This window comes from Comamonas sp. GW821-FHT11H03 (assembly GCF_058807955.1).
In genome coordinates, this window is sequence record NZ_JBXARF010000002.1 from 1 (window position 1) to 15723 (window position 15723).

At 61.8% G+C, this 15723-nt stretch carries 16 protein-coding genes; 13 read left to right on the top strand and 3 right to left on the bottom strand.

The genetic code is table 11. The annotated features are described in order from the left end of the window. Positions 1-125: 125 nt before the first annotated feature. Positions 126-1211 (bottom strand): MBL fold metallo-hydrolase, encoded by a 1086-nt coding sequence (locus AC1RTQ_RS04550; protein ID WP_492874522.1) that lies wholly within the window; start codon positions 1209-1211, stop codon positions 126-128. 121 nt (positions 1212-1332) lie between these two features. On the opposite strand from AC1RTQ_RS04550, the gene AC1RTQ_RS04555 reads away from it, so the two are divergent. The 11 genes from AC1RTQ_RS04555 to AC1RTQ_RS04605 all read left to right on the top strand — a co-directional run bounded on the left by AC1RTQ_RS04555 (position 1333) and on the right by AC1RTQ_RS04605 (position 12085). Continuing rightward, complete coding sequence (locus AC1RTQ_RS04555) at positions 1333-1734, top strand: MerR family transcriptional regulator (RefSeq protein ID WP_302092443.1); 402 nt, start codon at positions 1333-1335, stop codon at positions 1732-1734. A 48-nt stretch (positions 1735-1782) separates the two neighbouring features. Continuing rightward, positions 1783-2241 carry a PaaI family thioesterase gene (locus AC1RTQ_RS04560; RefSeq protein ID WP_409817224.1) on the top strand — a complete coding sequence of 153 codons (459 nt, stop codon included), beginning with the start codon at positions 1783-1785 and terminating at the stop codon, positions 2239-2241. Between the two features lie 39 nt (positions 2242-2280). Next, entirely contained in the window at positions 2281-3468 is a 1188-nt protein-coding gene (locus AC1RTQ_RS04565; RefSeq protein WP_302092441.1) for an isovaleryl-CoA dehydrogenase, read from the top strand. A gap of 50 nt (positions 3469-3518) precedes the next feature. Continuing rightward, the gene (gene can, locus AC1RTQ_RS04570; RefSeq protein WP_302092440.1) at positions 3519-4181 is read left to right on the top strand and encodes a carbonate dehydratase; all 663 of its coding nucleotides are present in this window, start codon (positions 3519-3521) and stop codon (positions 4179-4181) included. Positions 4182-4284: 103 nt separating this feature from the next. Further along, a complete protein-coding gene (gene aceK / locus AC1RTQ_RS04575) occupies positions 4285-6132 on the top strand; it encodes a bifunctional isocitrate dehydrogenase kinase/phosphatase (protein ID WP_492874523.1) in 1848 nt (615 codons plus the stop codon). 41 nt (positions 6133-6173) lie between these two features. Then, positions 6174-7358, top strand: coding sequence for an acetyl-CoA C-acyltransferase (locus tag AC1RTQ_RS04580; RefSeq protein ID WP_492874524.1), 1185 nt, complete (start codon positions 6174-6176; stop codon positions 7356-7358). Positions 7359-7465: 107 nt separating this feature from the next. Then, positions 7466-8578: a hypothetical protein gene (locus tag AC1RTQ_RS04585; RefSeq protein ID WP_492874525.1), complete on the top strand. Its 1113-nt coding sequence runs from the start codon at positions 7466-7468 to the stop codon at positions 8576-8578. Beyond that, positions 8575-9204 carry an MSMEG_1061 family FMN-dependent PPOX-type flavoprotein gene (locus AC1RTQ_RS04590; RefSeq protein ID WP_409817237.1) on the top strand — a complete coding sequence of 210 codons (630 nt, stop codon included), beginning with the start codon at positions 8575-8577 and terminating at the stop codon, positions 9202-9204. The genes AC1RTQ_RS04585 and AC1RTQ_RS04590 overlap by 4 nt, the downstream gene beginning before the upstream one ends. Before the next feature lie 77 nt (positions 9205-9281). Beyond that, positions 9282-9953 (top strand): SDR family oxidoreductase, encoded by a 672-nt coding sequence (locus tag AC1RTQ_RS04595; RefSeq protein ID WP_492874526.1) that lies wholly within the window; start codon positions 9282-9284, stop codon positions 9951-9953. A gap of 45 nt (positions 9954-9998) precedes the next feature. Continuing rightward, the gene (locus AC1RTQ_RS04600) at positions 9999-11129 is read left to right on the top strand and encodes an acyl-CoA dehydrogenase family protein (protein WP_302092434.1); all 1131 of its coding nucleotides are present in this window, start codon (positions 9999-10001) and stop codon (positions 11127-11129) included. A 164-nt stretch (positions 11130-11293) separates the two neighbouring features. Continuing rightward, positions 11294-12085 (top strand): alpha/beta fold hydrolase, encoded by a 792-nt coding sequence (locus tag AC1RTQ_RS04605; protein ID WP_304349595.1) that lies wholly within the window; start codon positions 11294-11296, stop codon positions 12083-12085. Positions 12086-12117: 32 nt separating this feature from the next. On the opposite strand, the gene AC1RTQ_RS04610 is transcribed toward AC1RTQ_RS04605, so the two are convergent. Further along, positions 12118-12609: a DUF421 domain-containing protein gene (locus AC1RTQ_RS04610; RefSeq protein WP_302092432.1), complete on the bottom strand. Its 492-nt coding sequence runs from the start codon at positions 12607-12609 to the stop codon at positions 12118-12120. Positions 12610-12739: 130 nt separating this feature from the next. On the opposite strand from AC1RTQ_RS04610, the gene AC1RTQ_RS04615 reads away from it, so the two are divergent. Continuing rightward, the gene (locus AC1RTQ_RS04615; protein ID WP_492874527.1) at positions 12740-13153 is read left to right on the top strand and encodes a YchJ family protein; all 414 of its coding nucleotides are present in this window, start codon (positions 12740-12742) and stop codon (positions 13151-13153) included. Next, positions 13137-14966, top strand: coding sequence for a hybrid sensor histidine kinase/response regulator (locus tag AC1RTQ_RS04620; RefSeq protein WP_492874528.1), 1830 nt, complete (start codon positions 13137-13139; stop codon positions 14964-14966). Before AC1RTQ_RS04615 ends, AC1RTQ_RS04620 begins: the two co-directional genes overlap by 17 nt. Here the strand turns inward: AC1RTQ_RS04620 and AC1RTQ_RS04625 are convergent. Further along, positions 14963-15658 (bottom strand): response regulator transcription factor, encoded by a 696-nt coding sequence (locus tag AC1RTQ_RS04625; protein ID WP_492874529.1) that lies wholly within the window; start codon positions 15656-15658, stop codon positions 14963-14965. The genes AC1RTQ_RS04620 and AC1RTQ_RS04625 overlap by 4 nt on opposite strands. Positions 15659-15723 lie beyond the last annotated feature (65 nt).

Consider the following 15723-nt stretch of genomic DNA (forward strand, 5'->3'; position numbering starts at 1 on the left):
TCGAAAGATTACGGGGTTTTTTATTGGGCGCTTCGAAATAGGGAGCGTTTGCCGCAGGCTGTCAAAGGATTACAGCTACAAAAATACCGGAAACCCATAAAAAGAGAGCGCTAGGCGCTCTCTTTTTATTTCTGCATATCAGGGGCGTAGAAGCGCAGGATGCCGTTTTCATCCAGCCGCCGCGTCAGTTGTCGGCTGAACCAGAGGTAGTGCAGATGGGCCAGAGCCTCGCCCATGGCGAAAGTCATCTGGTGAGTGTCCAGTTGGCGTTTGAAGAGGATGGGAAGGATGTCGGCAGCGCTTAGTCCTTGCTGCCGGGAGGCCTGCATGATGTCGTTCAGACGCTCCTGATGATGGTCCAGCAGTTGCTGGACACGGGCATGCAATCCCGTGAATGGTTTGCCATGCGAGGGCAGAACAAAGGTGTTCTGGGGGAGAGCGAAGTAGCGCTTTAGCGATGTGAGAAACAGCTGTAGCGGGTTGGCTTCAGGCTCGGAAGCATGCACGCTGACATTGGCGGAAATACGGGGCAGCACCATGTCGCCGCTGATCAGTGTCTCGAGCTCGGCGCAGTAAAGCGCCATGTGCTCCGGCGCGTGACCATAGCCGGCAATGCACTGCCATGTGCGGCCGTTGATGTCTATCTCGTCGCCATCCATGATGCGGTGATAGATGTCGGGGACGGGGGCTACCAGGGAAGAGTAGTAGCTGCCGCGGCCGCGCACATGGAGCAGAAATTCCTCATCTCTTTGTCCGTGCAGGCTGTAGAAGTCCGCACCGGATTCGCCGCCGAAGCCGTCTCTGTCTTTCATGGCGACACGGGCGACGTTGTAATCGGTGGCACTGATCCACAAGGGCGCATTCCATTGATGGCAGAGCCAGCCAGCCAAACCGATATGGTCGGGGTGCATATGGGTGACGATGACTCGCAAAATAGGCAGGCCTTCAAGCGCAGAGGCAAAAATCTGTTCCCATTGCTCGCGGGCTTCGCTGCGATTGACGCAGCAGTCGATGACGGTCCAGCCCTCGCGTACCTGGCCATGCAGATCGCTCTGACGATCACGCAGCAGCCAGAGGTTGATGTGATCGAGGGCAAACGGCAAGGTCATGCGGATCCACTTGACGCCGGGTGCCACATCCAGAGTCTGGGCCGGACCGGGCAAGGTATCGCCGAGTGGGTAATGCAGTGCGGATTCTTGGCTTGAGGTCATGAGGCGGTATTTCGTTTAGCATTGACGTTAACGTAAACGTCAGTTTTGTCAAAGCATTTTAGAGACCGGCCTGCCTCGTGCAGTCACCTGTGAGATGCATGGCTTACAACCCTACAGAATCATGTCGACCATCTACACCATCAGTGACCTTGCCAAAGAGTTCGATCTCACGACCCGGGCCATCCGTTTTTATGAGGATATGGGCTTGCTGCAGCCGGAGCGCTCCGGCGCAGGCGGTCGCAATCGCGTGTATTCATCGAGAGACCGCGCACGTCTGCGCCTGACGCTGCGGGCCAAGCGCCTGGGACTGTCGCTGTCGGAGGCCAAGGAAATCATCGACATGTATGACAGCCCGCGCGATACGGGCGTGCAGTTGCGCAAGTTCCTCGATGTGCTGGCGATCCACCGCAAGCAGCTCGAAGCGCAGATGGCCGATCTGCAGGTGACTCTGGATGAGGTGCGAGAGCAGGAAAAAGAGGCTCGCATGCTATTGAAAAGGAGCGAGAGCAAAAATGGCGCATAATTGACGTTTACGTAAACGTCAATTTCAAAGCTTTGCTGGAGAGTTGCCATGTCTGTTGCAGGTGTTACCGAGTCTCTGGATTTTGTTCATCGGGTGAAGCAGAGCTTCGCGAAGCAAGGCGCCATGGCTACGATTGGCGCGCAGCTGACTCTGGTGGAGCCAGGCGTTGTCGATATCTGTCTGGACTGGGCTCCGGGCCTGACTCAGCAGCACGGCTTTTTGCACGCCGGCATGGTCTCCACTGCACTCGATTCGGCCTGCGGCTATGCGGGGCTGACGCTGATGCCAACGGATGCCGCCGTGCTGACCATCGAATTCAAGATCAATCTGCTCGCCCCGGCCAAAGGCCAGCGCTTTCGCATGGAGGGCCGGGTCATCAAGCCCGGGCGCACCATCACCGTATCCGAAGGCAAGGCCTTTGCCATTGACCAGGGAAAAGAGAAACTGATTGCCACAATGGGCTGCACTCTGATGTGTGTGCAGAACCGTGAAGGCATACAGCACTGACAAGACGATTCGTCAGACCCATATCTACAGGAGACAACCATGAGCCTTGCCAATCTGCCCGGACTGAACTTCCAGCTCGGTGAAGACATCGATGCGCTGCGCGACGCGGTGCGTGAATTTGCCCAGAGCGAGATTGCTCCGCGCGCGGCCGAGATCGACCGCAGCGACCAGTTCCCCATGGATCTGTGGCGCAAGTTCGGCGAACTGGGCGTGCTCGGCATCACCGTATCCGAGCAGTATGGCGGTGCCGACATGGGCTATCTGGCGCATATGGTGGCGATGGAGGAAATCTCGCGCGCCAGTGCCTCGGTGGGCCTGTCCTATGGCGCTCACAGCAATCTGTGCGTGAATCAGATCAATCGCAACGGCAGCGAGGCGCAAAAGGCCAAGTACCTGCCCAAGCTCATCAGCGGCGAGCATGTGGGGGCACTGGCCATGAGCGAGCCCGGCGCCGGCTCTGATGTCATCAGCATGAAGCTCAAGGCCGAGGACAAGGGCGGCTATTACCTGCTCAATGGCAGCAAGATGTGGATCACCAACGGGCCCGATGCCGACACCTTGGTGGTCTATGCCAAGAGCGAGCCGGAGATGGGCGCTCGTGGCGTGACGGCCTTTCTGATCGAGAAGGGCATGAAGGGCTTCTCGATCGCGCAAAAGCTCGACAAGCTGGGCATGCGCGGCAGCCATACGGGCGAGCTGGTGTTCCAGAACGTGGAGGTGCCGGCGGAAAACATACTGGGCGGCCTGAACATGGGCGCCAAGGTGTTGATGAGCGGCCTGGACTATGAGCGTGCCGTCCTGACTGGCGGCCCGCTGGGCATCATGCAGTCCGTCATGGATAATGTCGTCCCCTATATCCACGACCGCAAGCAGTTTGGCCAGAGCATCGGCGAGTTCCAGCTGATCCAGGGCAAGGTGGCAGACATGTACACCGTGCTGCAAGCAGGCCGCTCTTTTGCCTATACGGTCGCTAAAAACCTGGATCTTCTGGGAACCGATCATGTGCGCCAGGTTCGCAAGGACTGCGCCAGCGTGATCTTGTGGTGCGCCGAGAAGGCCACCTGGATGGCCGGCGAGGGCGTGCAAATCTATGGCGGCAATGGGTATATCAACGAGTATCCGCTCGGTCGCCTGTGGCGAGATGCGAAACTCTATGAGATTGGCGCTGGCACCAGCGAAATTCGCCGCATGCTCATAGGTCGCGAGCTGTTTGCTGAAACCTGCTGAAAAAGCAGGAGCTGCGCCGTTCTTTCAACCACAAAAAGAAGGATAGCTTCATGACAACGACCTCCATCGAAGAACTGTTTGTCCACAACCGCGAATGGGCAGACCAGATGGAGCGTGATCGTCCTGGTTTCTTTACCGGACTGATGGCGCAGCAAAAACCCAAATACATGTGGATCGGCTGCTCGGACAGCCGCGTGCCGGCCAACCAGATCACGGGTCTGGAGCCTGGCGAGGTGTTCGTGCATCGCAACGTGGCCAACGTGGTGGTGCCCAGCGATCTGAACTGCCTGTCCACCATCCAGTACTCGGTCGATCATCTGAAGATCGAGCATCTGATGGTTGTGGGCCACTATGGCTGCGGCGGCGTGTATGCGGCGCTGAACAATCTGCGCCTGGGCCTGGTGGACAACTGGACCCGCCATGTGCGCGACGTGCGTGACAAGCACATCAAGCTGCTGGAAGGCATCTCCACTCAGTTCCGCCACGATGTGCTGTGCGAGCTCAATGCCATCGAGCAGGTGGTCAACGTGGCCCAGTCCACCGTGATGCAGGACGCCTGGGCCCGCGGCCAGCAGGTGACTCTGCACGGCTGGTGCTACAGCCTCAACAACGGCCACATCACCAACCTCGAAATGACCGTGCCTGGTGTGGGCGGCCTGCAAGATGTCTACAACAAGGCTGTCGAGAAGGTCGCTGCGCGCAAGCGCGACTGATCGCTGCCGCTGCGCAGCTGCAGTGCCCTCAAGCGGACCCAAGGCCTGTGCCGCTTGTTCCGCTTGAGAGTGCTGCTCACTTATCTGGAGCGACTGGCCCGCCATGTTTCCGCAACGACTGGACGCCCCCGAGGCCTATGCCATTGCGCAGGCCCTGATGCACGGCTACAACCAGCATTACCGCATGTTCAGTGCGGAAGCTGCCCGAGCCAAGCAGCGCTTCGAGACCATGGACTGGCCGGGCCAGCAGCAGGCTCAGCGTGAACGCATAGAGTTCTACGACCGGCAGGTGCGTGCCTGCATCCAGAGGCTGGAAGAGGAGTTTGCCGCCAGCCTGCAGAGCATGGCTGTCTGGCAGCAGGTCAAGCTGCATTACATCGGGCTGATGGTCGACCATCTGCAACCCGAACTGGCCGAGACCTTCTTCAACTCGGTCACCACCAAGATTTTGCATCGCACCCATTTCCAGAACGACTTCATCTTCGTGCGTGCTGCCGTCAGCACCGAGTATCTGGAAAACACCGCGCCGGGTGCCGTACCCATCTACCGAGCCTACTACCCCGGCAACCTCGCCCAACTCGAAGGGACGCTGCAGACCCTGTTCGAGCAGCTGCAGCTGCAATGCCGCTTTGAAGACCTGCAGCGCGACGTGCACCTGCTGGCCGAGCGCATACGCCAGAGGCTGGCGGGCCTGACGCTCAGGGCCAACTTCCAGCTTCAGGTGCTGTCCAGCCTGTTCTATCGCAACAAGGGGGCGTACCTGGTGGGCAAGATCATCACCGGCTATACCGAGCTGCCGCTGGCGATCCCCATTCTGCATGGAGAGCAGGAGCAGCTCATACTGCATGCGGCCCTGTTCGGCGAGGACGACCTGCATGCGCTGTTCAGCTTTGCGCGCGCCTACTTCATGGTGGATATGGAAGTGCCCAGCGCCTATGTGAGCTTTTTGCGCAGCCTCATGCCGCGCAAGCCCAAGGCGGAAATCTATAACGCCCTGGGTCTGGCCAAGCAGGGCAAGACGCTGTTCTACCGCGACTTTCTGCATCACCTGCGCCATTCCAGCGATCAGCTGCGCATTGCGCCCGGCATCAAGGGCCTGGTCATGCTGGTGTTCGATCTGCCCAGCTTCCCCTATGTGTTCAAGCTCATCAAGGACCGTATCGCCAGCAGCAAGGATGTGTCGCGTCCCCAGGTCAAGGCCAAGTACCAGCTGGTCAAAAAGCATGACCGCGGCGGTCGCATGGCGGACACCATGGAGTACAGCCTAGTGGCTTTTCCCAGAGACCGTTTCAGCGATGAACTGCTGGCCGAGCTGCACGCCCAGGCTCCCGAGCAGATCGAGATCAGCGACCGTGATGGCGACGGGCAGGTGGAAGTCATCATCAGCCATCTCTACATCGAGCGCCGTCTGGTGCCGCTGAACCTGTTTCTGATGGAGTGCCTGGCCGAGGCAGATACCAAGCCGGAGCGCCGCGCTGCCATGGAGCGCGCGATTCTCGAATACGGCAATGCCATCAAGGACCTGGTGGCCACCAATATCTTTCCCGGCGACATGCTGTGGAAGAACTTTGGCGTCACGCGTGGCGGCAAGGTGGTGTTCTACGACTATGACGAGATCGAATACCTGACTGACTGCAACTTCCGCCAGGTGCCGCAGCCGCGAACCGAGGAAGAGGAGATGTCGGGCGACATCTGGTATTCGGTCGGCCCCAGGGATGTCTTTCCCGAGACTTTCGGACCTTTTTTGCTGGGCCATCCGGCCGTGCGCGACATCTTCATGCGCCATCACGCCGACCTGCTGGAGGCCGAGTTCTGGCGTGGTCACCAGAGCCGTATCCGTGACGGTCATTTCCTGGACGTGTTCCCCTACGAGCGCAGCCGCTTTCTGCATGCCGGCGACGCCGGACTGGACACGCAGCGTTTCGCCATTCCCGCCAATAGCCTCGCTTGAAGAGGCAGATCACAACCCTCCATTTCTGAAGGAGACAAACCATGCATCAGGATCCCGTAGTCATCGTCAGCGCCGCCCGCACTCCCATGGGCGCGTTCCAGGGCGATTTTTCCGATCTGGCCGCCCATGACCTGGGTGGCGCAGCCATCAAGGCCGCAGTCGAGCGTGCCGGCATCCGGCCCGAGCTGGTGGAGGAAGTGCTGTTCGGCAACTGCCTGATGGCCGGCCAGGGCCAGGCTCCGGCTCGTCAGGCCGGCTTCAAGGGCGGCCTGCCGCAAAGCACGGGCGCCGTGACCCTGTCCAAGATGTGCGGCGCCGGCATGGAAGCGACCATCCTGGCGCACGACCAGCTCATCGCCGGCAGCCGCGATGTGATGATTGCCGGCGGCATGGAGAGCATGACCAATGCGCCCTACCTGCTCAAGAAGGGGCGTGGCGGCTACCGAATGGGACACGACAAGATCTTCGATCACATGATGCTCGACGGTCTGGAGGACGCCTATGAAGCCGGCCGCACCATGGGCACCTTCGGTGAGGACTGCGCCGCCAAATACCAGTTCACGCGTGAAGCGCAGGACGCCTTTGCCATTGCCAGCGTGCAGCGCGCCCAGGCCGCAGCGCAAAGCGGTGCCTTCGATGCCGAAATCACGCCCGTCACCGTCAAGACCCGCAAGGGCGACGTGACCGTCAGCCTGGACGAAGGCCCGGCCAAGGCCAAGCTGGACAAGATCTCCAGCCTCAAGCCTGCGTTCAAGAAGGACGGCACCATCACGGCGGCGTCGAGCTCCAGCATCAACGATGGCGCAGCAGCCATGGTGCTGATGCGCGAGTCCACGGCCAAGCAGCTGGGCTGCAAGCCACTGGCGCGCATCGTCTCGCACGCCACCTTTGCGCAGGCCCCCGAGTGGTTCACCACCGCGCCCGTGGGCGCTACCGAAAAGGCGCTCAAGAAGGCCGGCTGGGCGGTGGAGGATGTGGACCTGTGGGAAATCAACGAAGCCTTTGCCGTGGTGCCCATGGCGCTGATGGCCGATCTCAAGGTCTCACATGACAAGGTCAACGTCAACGGCGGCGCCTGCGCTCTCGGACACCCGATTGGCGCCAGCGGCGCGCGCATTCTGGTCACCCTGCTGCACGCACTGAAGACACGCGGCAAGAAGAAGGGCCTGGCCACGCTGTGCATCGGCGGCGGCGAGGCCACGGCCATGGCCGTTGAGCTGATCTGACGCTATTTGCTCAGAATCGTCACCAGTTTGCTCTACAGTGAACGCATGTTCAACGGATTGCACGCATTCGCGCTGAATGTGTGCAGCTCACATTGCGGAAATCATTCATGAGCGCAGACATTCACCACGACGAGAGCGAGACCATCAAGCCGCTGGAGCCGCAGCAGATTGATGCTTTCTGGGGCGATTTTTCCAACCAGCTCAGTCAGCTGGAGGAGCTCGATCGCCATGAGTTTGTGGAAAGCTCCAACGAGTTGCTGCACCAATATGCGCCGGGCCTGAGTCTGGAGCTGGAAGGCAAGCTCGGGGAGGCAGGCTCCCGTCTGGTGATCTCGGCCCATGGCAACACGGCGCAGTTCGAGAATGCCCAGGCACTGGTCCGCCAGGCGCCGCGTTTCGAGCATTACAGCGTGCAGGCGTTTCGCAGCCGCGCGCTGGGCAGCAACTTCGGCATGCGCATGGACGGCTTCGAGCTGGCCTGCTCGGATATCCGCGTGGGCTATTACGATGCGGGCGGCATCATCGGCCTCAAGCTCTCGTTCGAGAAGCCCATTGCCAGGGACCTGGCCGAGCATGCGCAGCACATGGCTTTCATCATGCTGGACCATGTGCTGGGCGAGTGGGATTTTTCCGTGCGCGTGGGCCCGGTCGAGTTTGCCTCCGAGGCCGCGGCCGATGTCTACGGCTCCGCACTGCTGTCGGAGTTCCCGCCGCTGTTCGATGGCTTTATCCGCCAGCAGCTGGGCCGCAGCTATGAATTCCCCAAGGAGGACAGCGACCGCTGGCTTTCTCTGGAGGTGCGCGCGCAGGATGCCGACGAGGAGGCTCCGCCCGACATCCTGACGTTCCACGACGGTGCCAACGCCGTGGCCACGCGCGCCGATCTGTCGCACTTCATGGAGTGGCGCTTCAGCTTCTCGAGCCAGCAGGAGCTGGATGGCGTGCGCGATGCCCAGGATGCGCTGGATGAACAACTCAGCCGCGAGCAGCGCGGCATTCTTGCCTTCTCGCGTGTGGAAAACATGAGTGCCCGCGTGGCCACCTACTATGTGGAAGACCCTGCCCATGCGGTGCAGCTGGCCGCACAGCTGGGCCGCCAGCATGTGCCTGAGCTGGAGGGCGAGCTCAGCCTGAGCTTCGACCCTTCCTGGAACGAGTTCCTGTCGCTGTACGCCGCCATTCACCGCAACGACCGTCCCGAGGAGGTCCTGGCTTCATGATCACTTCGCGCGAACAACTGCTGCAGTTGTACGACCCTCCTGCCGAGCGGGCGCTGCTCAAGCAGCAGTGGGAGCTGGATCGGCATTGCCTGCGCTTTATCGCGCTGTCGCCGTTTCTGGTCATGGCCACGGGCGGTGCGGGCGGCGCCTTGCTCGATGCCTCGCCACGAGGCGGCAAGCCTGGCTTCGTCAAGGCACCGGACGCCAATACCTTGCTCATTCCCGATGCGGGCGGCAACAACCGGCTGGACAGCCTGAGCAATCTGCTCGACGACCCGCGCCTGGGCCTGCTGTTCCTTGTGCCGGGCTTCGACGAAACCCTGCGTGTCAACGGCACGGCCCAGCTGCGTGACGAGGCGCATTACACGGCCTTGTTCGCCAGCGATCATTTCCGCCCCAAGCTGGTGATCGAAGTCCGTGTGCAGGAAGCCTATCTGCACTGTGCCAAGGCGATGATGCGCTCGCGCCTGTGGAGCGAGGAAGCCAAGGTGGCACGCAACGTCATGCCCACGCTCAATCAGATCATCCATGCCCAAATGGGGCTGACCGCGCAGCCTGAATCGCAGGAAAGCATGGTGGCCCGCTATGGCGCCATGATTGCCGCCGAGCAGATCAAGAAAAATTGATAGCTGACAGCGCTTGTCATGAAAGGATTCTGGATGCAAAACGTTTTGAAACCCAACACTCATAGGCGCAAATAGCTATGGCTTTGATACTGATTTTAGGCGCATCACGCGGCCTGGGGCGAGCCCTGGCAGAGGCCTATCTGGCGCAGGGCCACCAGGTGATAGCCACCGTGCGCAAGGCTGAAGACATGGTCGAGCTGCAGGCACAGGGCGCTCGGGTGCTGCAGGTCGATCTGGCAGATCCTGCCAGCGTCAGCGGCCTGGCATGGCAGCTCGACGGGGCCAGCATCGATGTCGCGCTTTACGTGGCCGGCGTCTGGGACAGTCATGCCGCAGGCGTGCCGCCCACCCAGCAGCAGTTCGATCTGGTGATGCACAGCAATGTGCTGGGCTTTATGCAGGCCCTGCCGCAGATTGCTCCCATGGTGCAGGAGGCTGGCGGCGTGATCGGCGCCTTCTCCAGCGGCATGTCCCTGCTGGCCGATGCGGACGAGAGCGCCTGGCTGTACCGCGTCAGCAAGGCTGCGCTCAATATGGCCGTGGTCTCGGCCTGCCGCCAATGGCCGGGCCTGACGCTGCTGGCGCTGGACCCGGGCTGGGTGCAGACCGAGATGGGCGGTGCTGCGGCCCCGCTGTCGGTGGCTCAAAGCGTGCAGGGGCTGATGCAGGCCCTGGCGCAGGTCAAGCCCGAAGACCGTGGTCAGCTGCTGCGCCACGACGGCAGATACATCAAGCTTCTAGACGCCTAGCCCAGGCTGGACAACGGGCATATAGCTATAAATATCGGAGACAACATGCTGCTGAATCAGGACCAGGAAATGATCCGCGACGCTTTGCGCGATTTTGTGCGCGAGCAGATCACACCCCATGCCGCGCGCTGGGACAAGGAGCACGAGTTCCCCAAGGACGTGCACCAGGGACTGGCCGCGCTCGGTGCCTATGGCATCTGCGTGCCCGAGGAACTCGGCGGTGCGGGCCTGGACTATGTGAGCCTGGCGCTGGTGCTCGAGGAAATTGCCGCTGGCGATGGCGGCACCAGTACCGTCATCAGCGTGACCAATTGCCCGGTCAATGCCATCCTCATGAAGTACGGCAATGCCGGCCAGCAGGAGCAATGGCTGCGTCCGCTGGCGCAGGGCCAGATGCTGGGTGCCTTCTGCCTGACCGAGCCCCATGTGGGCAGCGATGCCTCGGCGCTGAGGACCACGGCCGTGCGCGATGGTGGCGACTACGTCATCAACGGAGTCAAGCAGTTCATCACCAGCGGCAAGAATGGCGATGTAGCCATCGTCATCGCCGTCACCGACAAGGCGGCGGGTAAAAAAGGCATGAGCGCCTTCATCGTGCCCACCGGCAATCCCGGCTACCAGGTGGCACGTCTGGAGGACAAGCTGGGCCAGCACAGCAGCGATACAGCGCAGATCAATTTCGAGAACTGCCGCATTCCCGCATCGAACCTGATCGGGGCCGAGGGCGAGGGCTACAGGATTGCGCTGTCCGCACTGGAGGGCGGGCGTATCGGCATTGCTGCGCAAAGCGTGGGGATGGCGCGTGCGGCCTTTGAATGCGCGCTGCAATACAGCAAGGAGCGCGAGAGCTTTGGCCAGCCCATCTTCAACCATCAGGCCGTGGGCTTCAGGCTTGCCGAATGCGCCACGCAAATTGAAGCGGCCCGGCAACTGATCTGGCATGCTGCCAGCCTGCGTGATGCGGGTCTTCCCTGCCTCAAGGAAGCCGCCATGGCCAAGCTCTTTGCCAGCGAGATGGCCGAGCGCGTATGCAGCGCCGCCATCCAGACCCTGGGCGGCTATGGCGTGGTGAGTGACTTCCCCGTGGAGCGCATCTATCGCGATGTGCGCGTGTGCCAGATCTACGAAGGCACCAGCGATGTGCAGAAGATATTGATCCAGCGGGCGCTGGCCTGATCTGTGCCTGGCGGCAAAAGCCCGCCGTTGTCAACTGCTGTGCACGAGGCTGTGGCACATCAGGGGACGGGCCGGTTGCCGATGTGATACGGCCTGCTTAGGATGTGCTCAGTTGGGGGGAGTTTCCCCAGGGGTTTCAACCATTTGCAGCAGGAGTCCACCGCATGCCTTTTGCCCAGGTCAATGGTCAGAATATCTACTACGAGGACACGGGAGGGCGTGGCCCGGCCATTGTGTTCTCGCACGGCCTGCTCATGGATCACACCATGTTCGAGCCACAGGTGCAGGCCTTGCAGGGGCTGTATCGCTGCATCAGCTGGGACGAGCGTGGTCACGGGCAGACGGCAGACCCCGAGCATTGCGAAGCGTTCAGCTACTATGACTCGGCCGACGATCTGGCGGCCTTGCTCAAATATCTGGGTGTGGAAAAAGCGGTGCTGGTGGGCATGTCGCAAGGCGGCTATCTGTCGCTGCGCTGCGCGCTGATTCATCCGGATGTCGTGGGCGCGCTGGTGCTGATAGATACCCAGGCGATGCTGGAGGATCCCGAACAGATGCCGCACCATGAGGCGCTGCTCAAGGCCTGGATGGAGCATGGGCTGTCGGATGACATGGCCACCATCGTGGAGCACACGATTCTGGGCCAGGGTTGGCCGGGTGCCGAGCAGTGGCGTGCCAAATGGAAGCAGGCCTCGCCGATCAACCTGGGACAGAGCTTTGCGACGCTGGCGCTGCGCGATGACATCAGCCCGCGCCTGGCCGAAATCAAGGTGCCTGCGCTGGTGATTCATGGCGACAAGGATGCGGCCATCGGCGTGGAGCGTGCGCGGGCCATGTTCAAGGGCTTGCCCCAGGCCCAGTGGGTGGATGTGGCCGGCGCGGGCCATGCGGCCAACCTCACGCATCCGGAACCCGTGAATGCGGCCATCAGGCAGTTTCTGGACGGCCTGCACTGAGAGCGTAGGCACGCTCTGACGCTTCGAGGCTCTCAGGCCTCCCCCAGCTCAGCCATGCTGCGCTTGCGCAGCACCACGGTGATCTGGCCGTTGGTCTCGATCGTGGCGCGCTCCACCTCATGCGCGTTGAGGCAGCCATTGGAGCGCAGGGCCGCCGCCAGGTCTTCGGCGGTGATCTGCTCCTGCGTCATCAGACTGGGTTGGACAATGCCCTGGTGAATCAGGACCTTGGGTTTGCCATTCACCAGCCTGCGAAGCCTTGCAAAGCGGTAACTCAGGCGGGAGAGCAGCGCATGGCAGGCCAGCAGCGTGCTGGCGCTGATCAGGCCGCCGATCAGCGAGTTGTCGCCCGCATTCATGGAGTTCTGTACTGCGTTGGAAAGAATCAGCAGCAACACCAGATCGAAAGGTGCGTACTGGCCGGTCTGGCGCCTGCCGGTCAGGCGCAGAAACACCAGCAGAAACAGGTAGACAGTAGTACCGCGAATCACGAACTCCCACCAGGGAGCTGCCATGGAGAACATAGGAAAGCCTTTGAGCAGCGAGCTTTGAACTGCCGCTACTGTGCAATGAGGTGACGGACTGCGCAAGCCGGCTTGCTCGTTGTTCGACTTGGCCGACAATGCAGCATTGCCAATCAAGACTGCCAAAGTTGTGAAAGAAGCCGAGAACAAGCGGGACTGTCCCTGTGGACGCAAGAATGCCAAAGGGCGGCTGCTGGCCTATGCCGATTGCTGCGGCCGCTATATCGACCACTGGGATGCCCGGCCCGCTCCCGATGCCGAGGCGCTGATGCGCTCGCGCTATACGGCCTTCGTGTCTGAGAATCAGGAATATTTGCAAGCCACCTGGCATGCCAGCCAGCGCCCGTTGCAGCTCGACTTTGATGCTGCCACCCAATGGCTGGGGCTGGATGTGAAGCAGTTTCAGCCGACCGGCGATGCCTCTGCGGAGGTCGAATTCGTCGCCCGCTATCGTCTGTCGGGTCGTGCCGTGCGCCTGCATGAGCGCAGCCGCTTTGTGCTCGAGGGTGGGCGCTGGTTCTACGTCGATGGCGACCAATTCTGAAGTCGATTCGGCGCAGTCGACCCGGCTGCAGGCCGGTCTGCGCCTGCTGCAGTCACTGGCTTCGCGTGGCTCCTCCGAAATCGCCGCATTGCTGATTCCGGCCCTGCTGCTGTGGGTCAGTACCCGCAACAGCCCAGCCGTCAGCGCTGGGCTGGCCTGGTGGTGGGGGTTGATGATCGTCATGGCGCTGGGCTTTTTGCTGTTTCGCCGCAGCCTGCATCGCCAGTGGCGGTCGGCGCGCGACTGGGAGCCATCGCGACTGCAGGCGGCATTGACAGCCTGGCAGCGACAGCTGGCGCTGGCCGCGTTGATCAACGGCCTGCTCTGGGTCAGCGTGCTGGCCTTTACCTGGAGTGGCAGCCATAGTGAGCTGCGCCTGCTGATCTATCTGGTGCTGCTGGGCGTGATGGCATCGGCCGCCACTTTTCTGGCGCCGGTGCCGCAGGTGTTCGCGGCCTTCATGGCGGGCATCTACTTGCCGATGTTGCTGTGCACGCTGCATTACTTTCCGCACAAAGGCCCTTATCTGTTGCCGCTGCTGCTGCTGTACGGCGCCATACTTGCCCGCCACGCCTGGGGGGCGCGGCGTTTTGTGCAGCAGCAGATGGCGCACGAGCTGGAGCGTCAGGCACTGGCGGAGCGCTACCGCGAAGCCAAGGAGCAGGCAGAGAATGCGCTGGCCGAAAAGAACTGGTTTATCTCCGCCGCCAGCCACGATCTGCGGCAACCCCTGCATGCCATGGGCCTGATGCTGCAAGCCGCTCATCAGCGCAATCAGGATGACGATCTGGCGCAGCTGCTGCAGGAGATGCAGGCCTGCACGCGCGATCTGGGCTCCATGTTCAACGACCTGATGGATCTGTCGCGACTGGAGGGCGACAGCTTCGCACCGCAATGGCAGGCGGTATCCATGAGTGCGGTGCTCGACGAAGCCCGGCGCCTGTTCGCGCGCGAAGCAGCGCAGCGCGGTCTGCGTCTGCGCGTGAGGCAACCAGCCCATATGCCGGCACTGTGCACGGATGCGGTACTGCTGCGGCAGATGGTTTTCAATCTGCTGCAAAACGCGCTGCGCTACACCGACCAGGGCGGGGTGCTGCTGGCGCTGCGGCACAGGCAGGGACGTTGGCTTTTGCAGGTGTGGGACAGCGGTTGTGGCATGAGCGAGCAGGAATGCGCACAGGTCTTCATGCGTCACTATCGCAGCCCTGCACGCCAGCAGCGCGATGCCAGGGATGGCGTGCCGGCGCCATTGCGCGGGCGTGGCCTGGGCCTGTCCGTGGTGGCACTGGCGGCGCAGCGGCTGGGTGTGGAATGCGGGGTTCAGTCGCGGCCGGGAACGGGGTCATGTTTCTGGCTGCGCTGGCCGCAGGATGCCGAGCAGTGGCAGGCATCGTCTGTGCTGCCGGCACCGCCGATATTGACTGGGCCGCAGTGGTTCGCCCCCTTGCAGGGGCACTGCCTGGTCGTGGAAAACGATGCGCAGCTGGCCCCGGTGCTGGTGCAGATCTTGCAGAGCTGGGGTGTGCAGGTGCAAAGAGCGCGCAGCTTGGTTGAGGCGCAGCAACTGCTGGCCGATGGATTGTGGCCAGACTTTGTGTTGTGCGACCAGCGATTGAAGGATGGCGCAAGCGGGCTTGAGTGTTTGATGCTGCTTCTGGATCAGCGTCCGCAAGCCAGCGGTGCTTTGATGAGCGGCGACGAGGAAATGCTGGAGCAGGTGCAGGATCAGGGCTATCTGGCCCTGGCGACGCCGCTGCAGCCCGACCAGCTGCATGCGGTGCTGGCCCGCTGCATGGCGATCCGCCAGCCTTAGCCCAAGTCGACCTCTATGCCTCGCATGCGCGTGATCAGCGCCACGCGGTTGCTGGCGCCCAGGCGCTGAAGCAGGGCGGTGACATGTTCCTTGACTGTGTATTCGGACAGGTTCAGTGCCTGTGCAATGGCGCGGTTGGGCTTGCCCTGCAGCAACAGGCTCAGCACCTGTGCCTGGCGGGCAGTGATGCCGAGCTCTCTGGCGCTCATATGCAGGATGCTGCCCGCAGCTGGCGCCGGAGGGGCGGTGGGGATGGGAGGCTGGGCCTCAAACCAGGTGCGGCCGCTCAGCAGGGCTAGCACTGCTGCCTGGAATTCGTGAGACGGACTGCTTTTGTGCACAAAGCCATGCACACCTGCGGCTGCGGCCTTGCTGACGATGGCCGGGTGCTTGTCGCCGCTGGTCACCAGAATGCGTGTGCCAGGAGCCAAGGCCAGAATACTGTGCACAAATTCCAGAGATGCACCGTCCTCCAGCCAGAAGTCCATAACGGTGATGACGGGCTCGCCCAGCGCAGCAATCATGGCCAGCGCCTCATTGCCGTGCGCCGCGCAGCGCACCCGCTGCACGCCGGCGCTGGTCATCAGCACATGCGCTGCACCTTCCGCGACCAGCGGGTGATCATCCACCACCAGCGCATAGGGCTGTGCGCCCAGTTGAGTGGTGCTCAGGATTTGCAGTAGATCGGGCATGAGCCTTCCTTTGGGCTTGGTAACAAAGACCCCTCCTCGGTAGGGAGCGATCTGCGCGAAAGCCT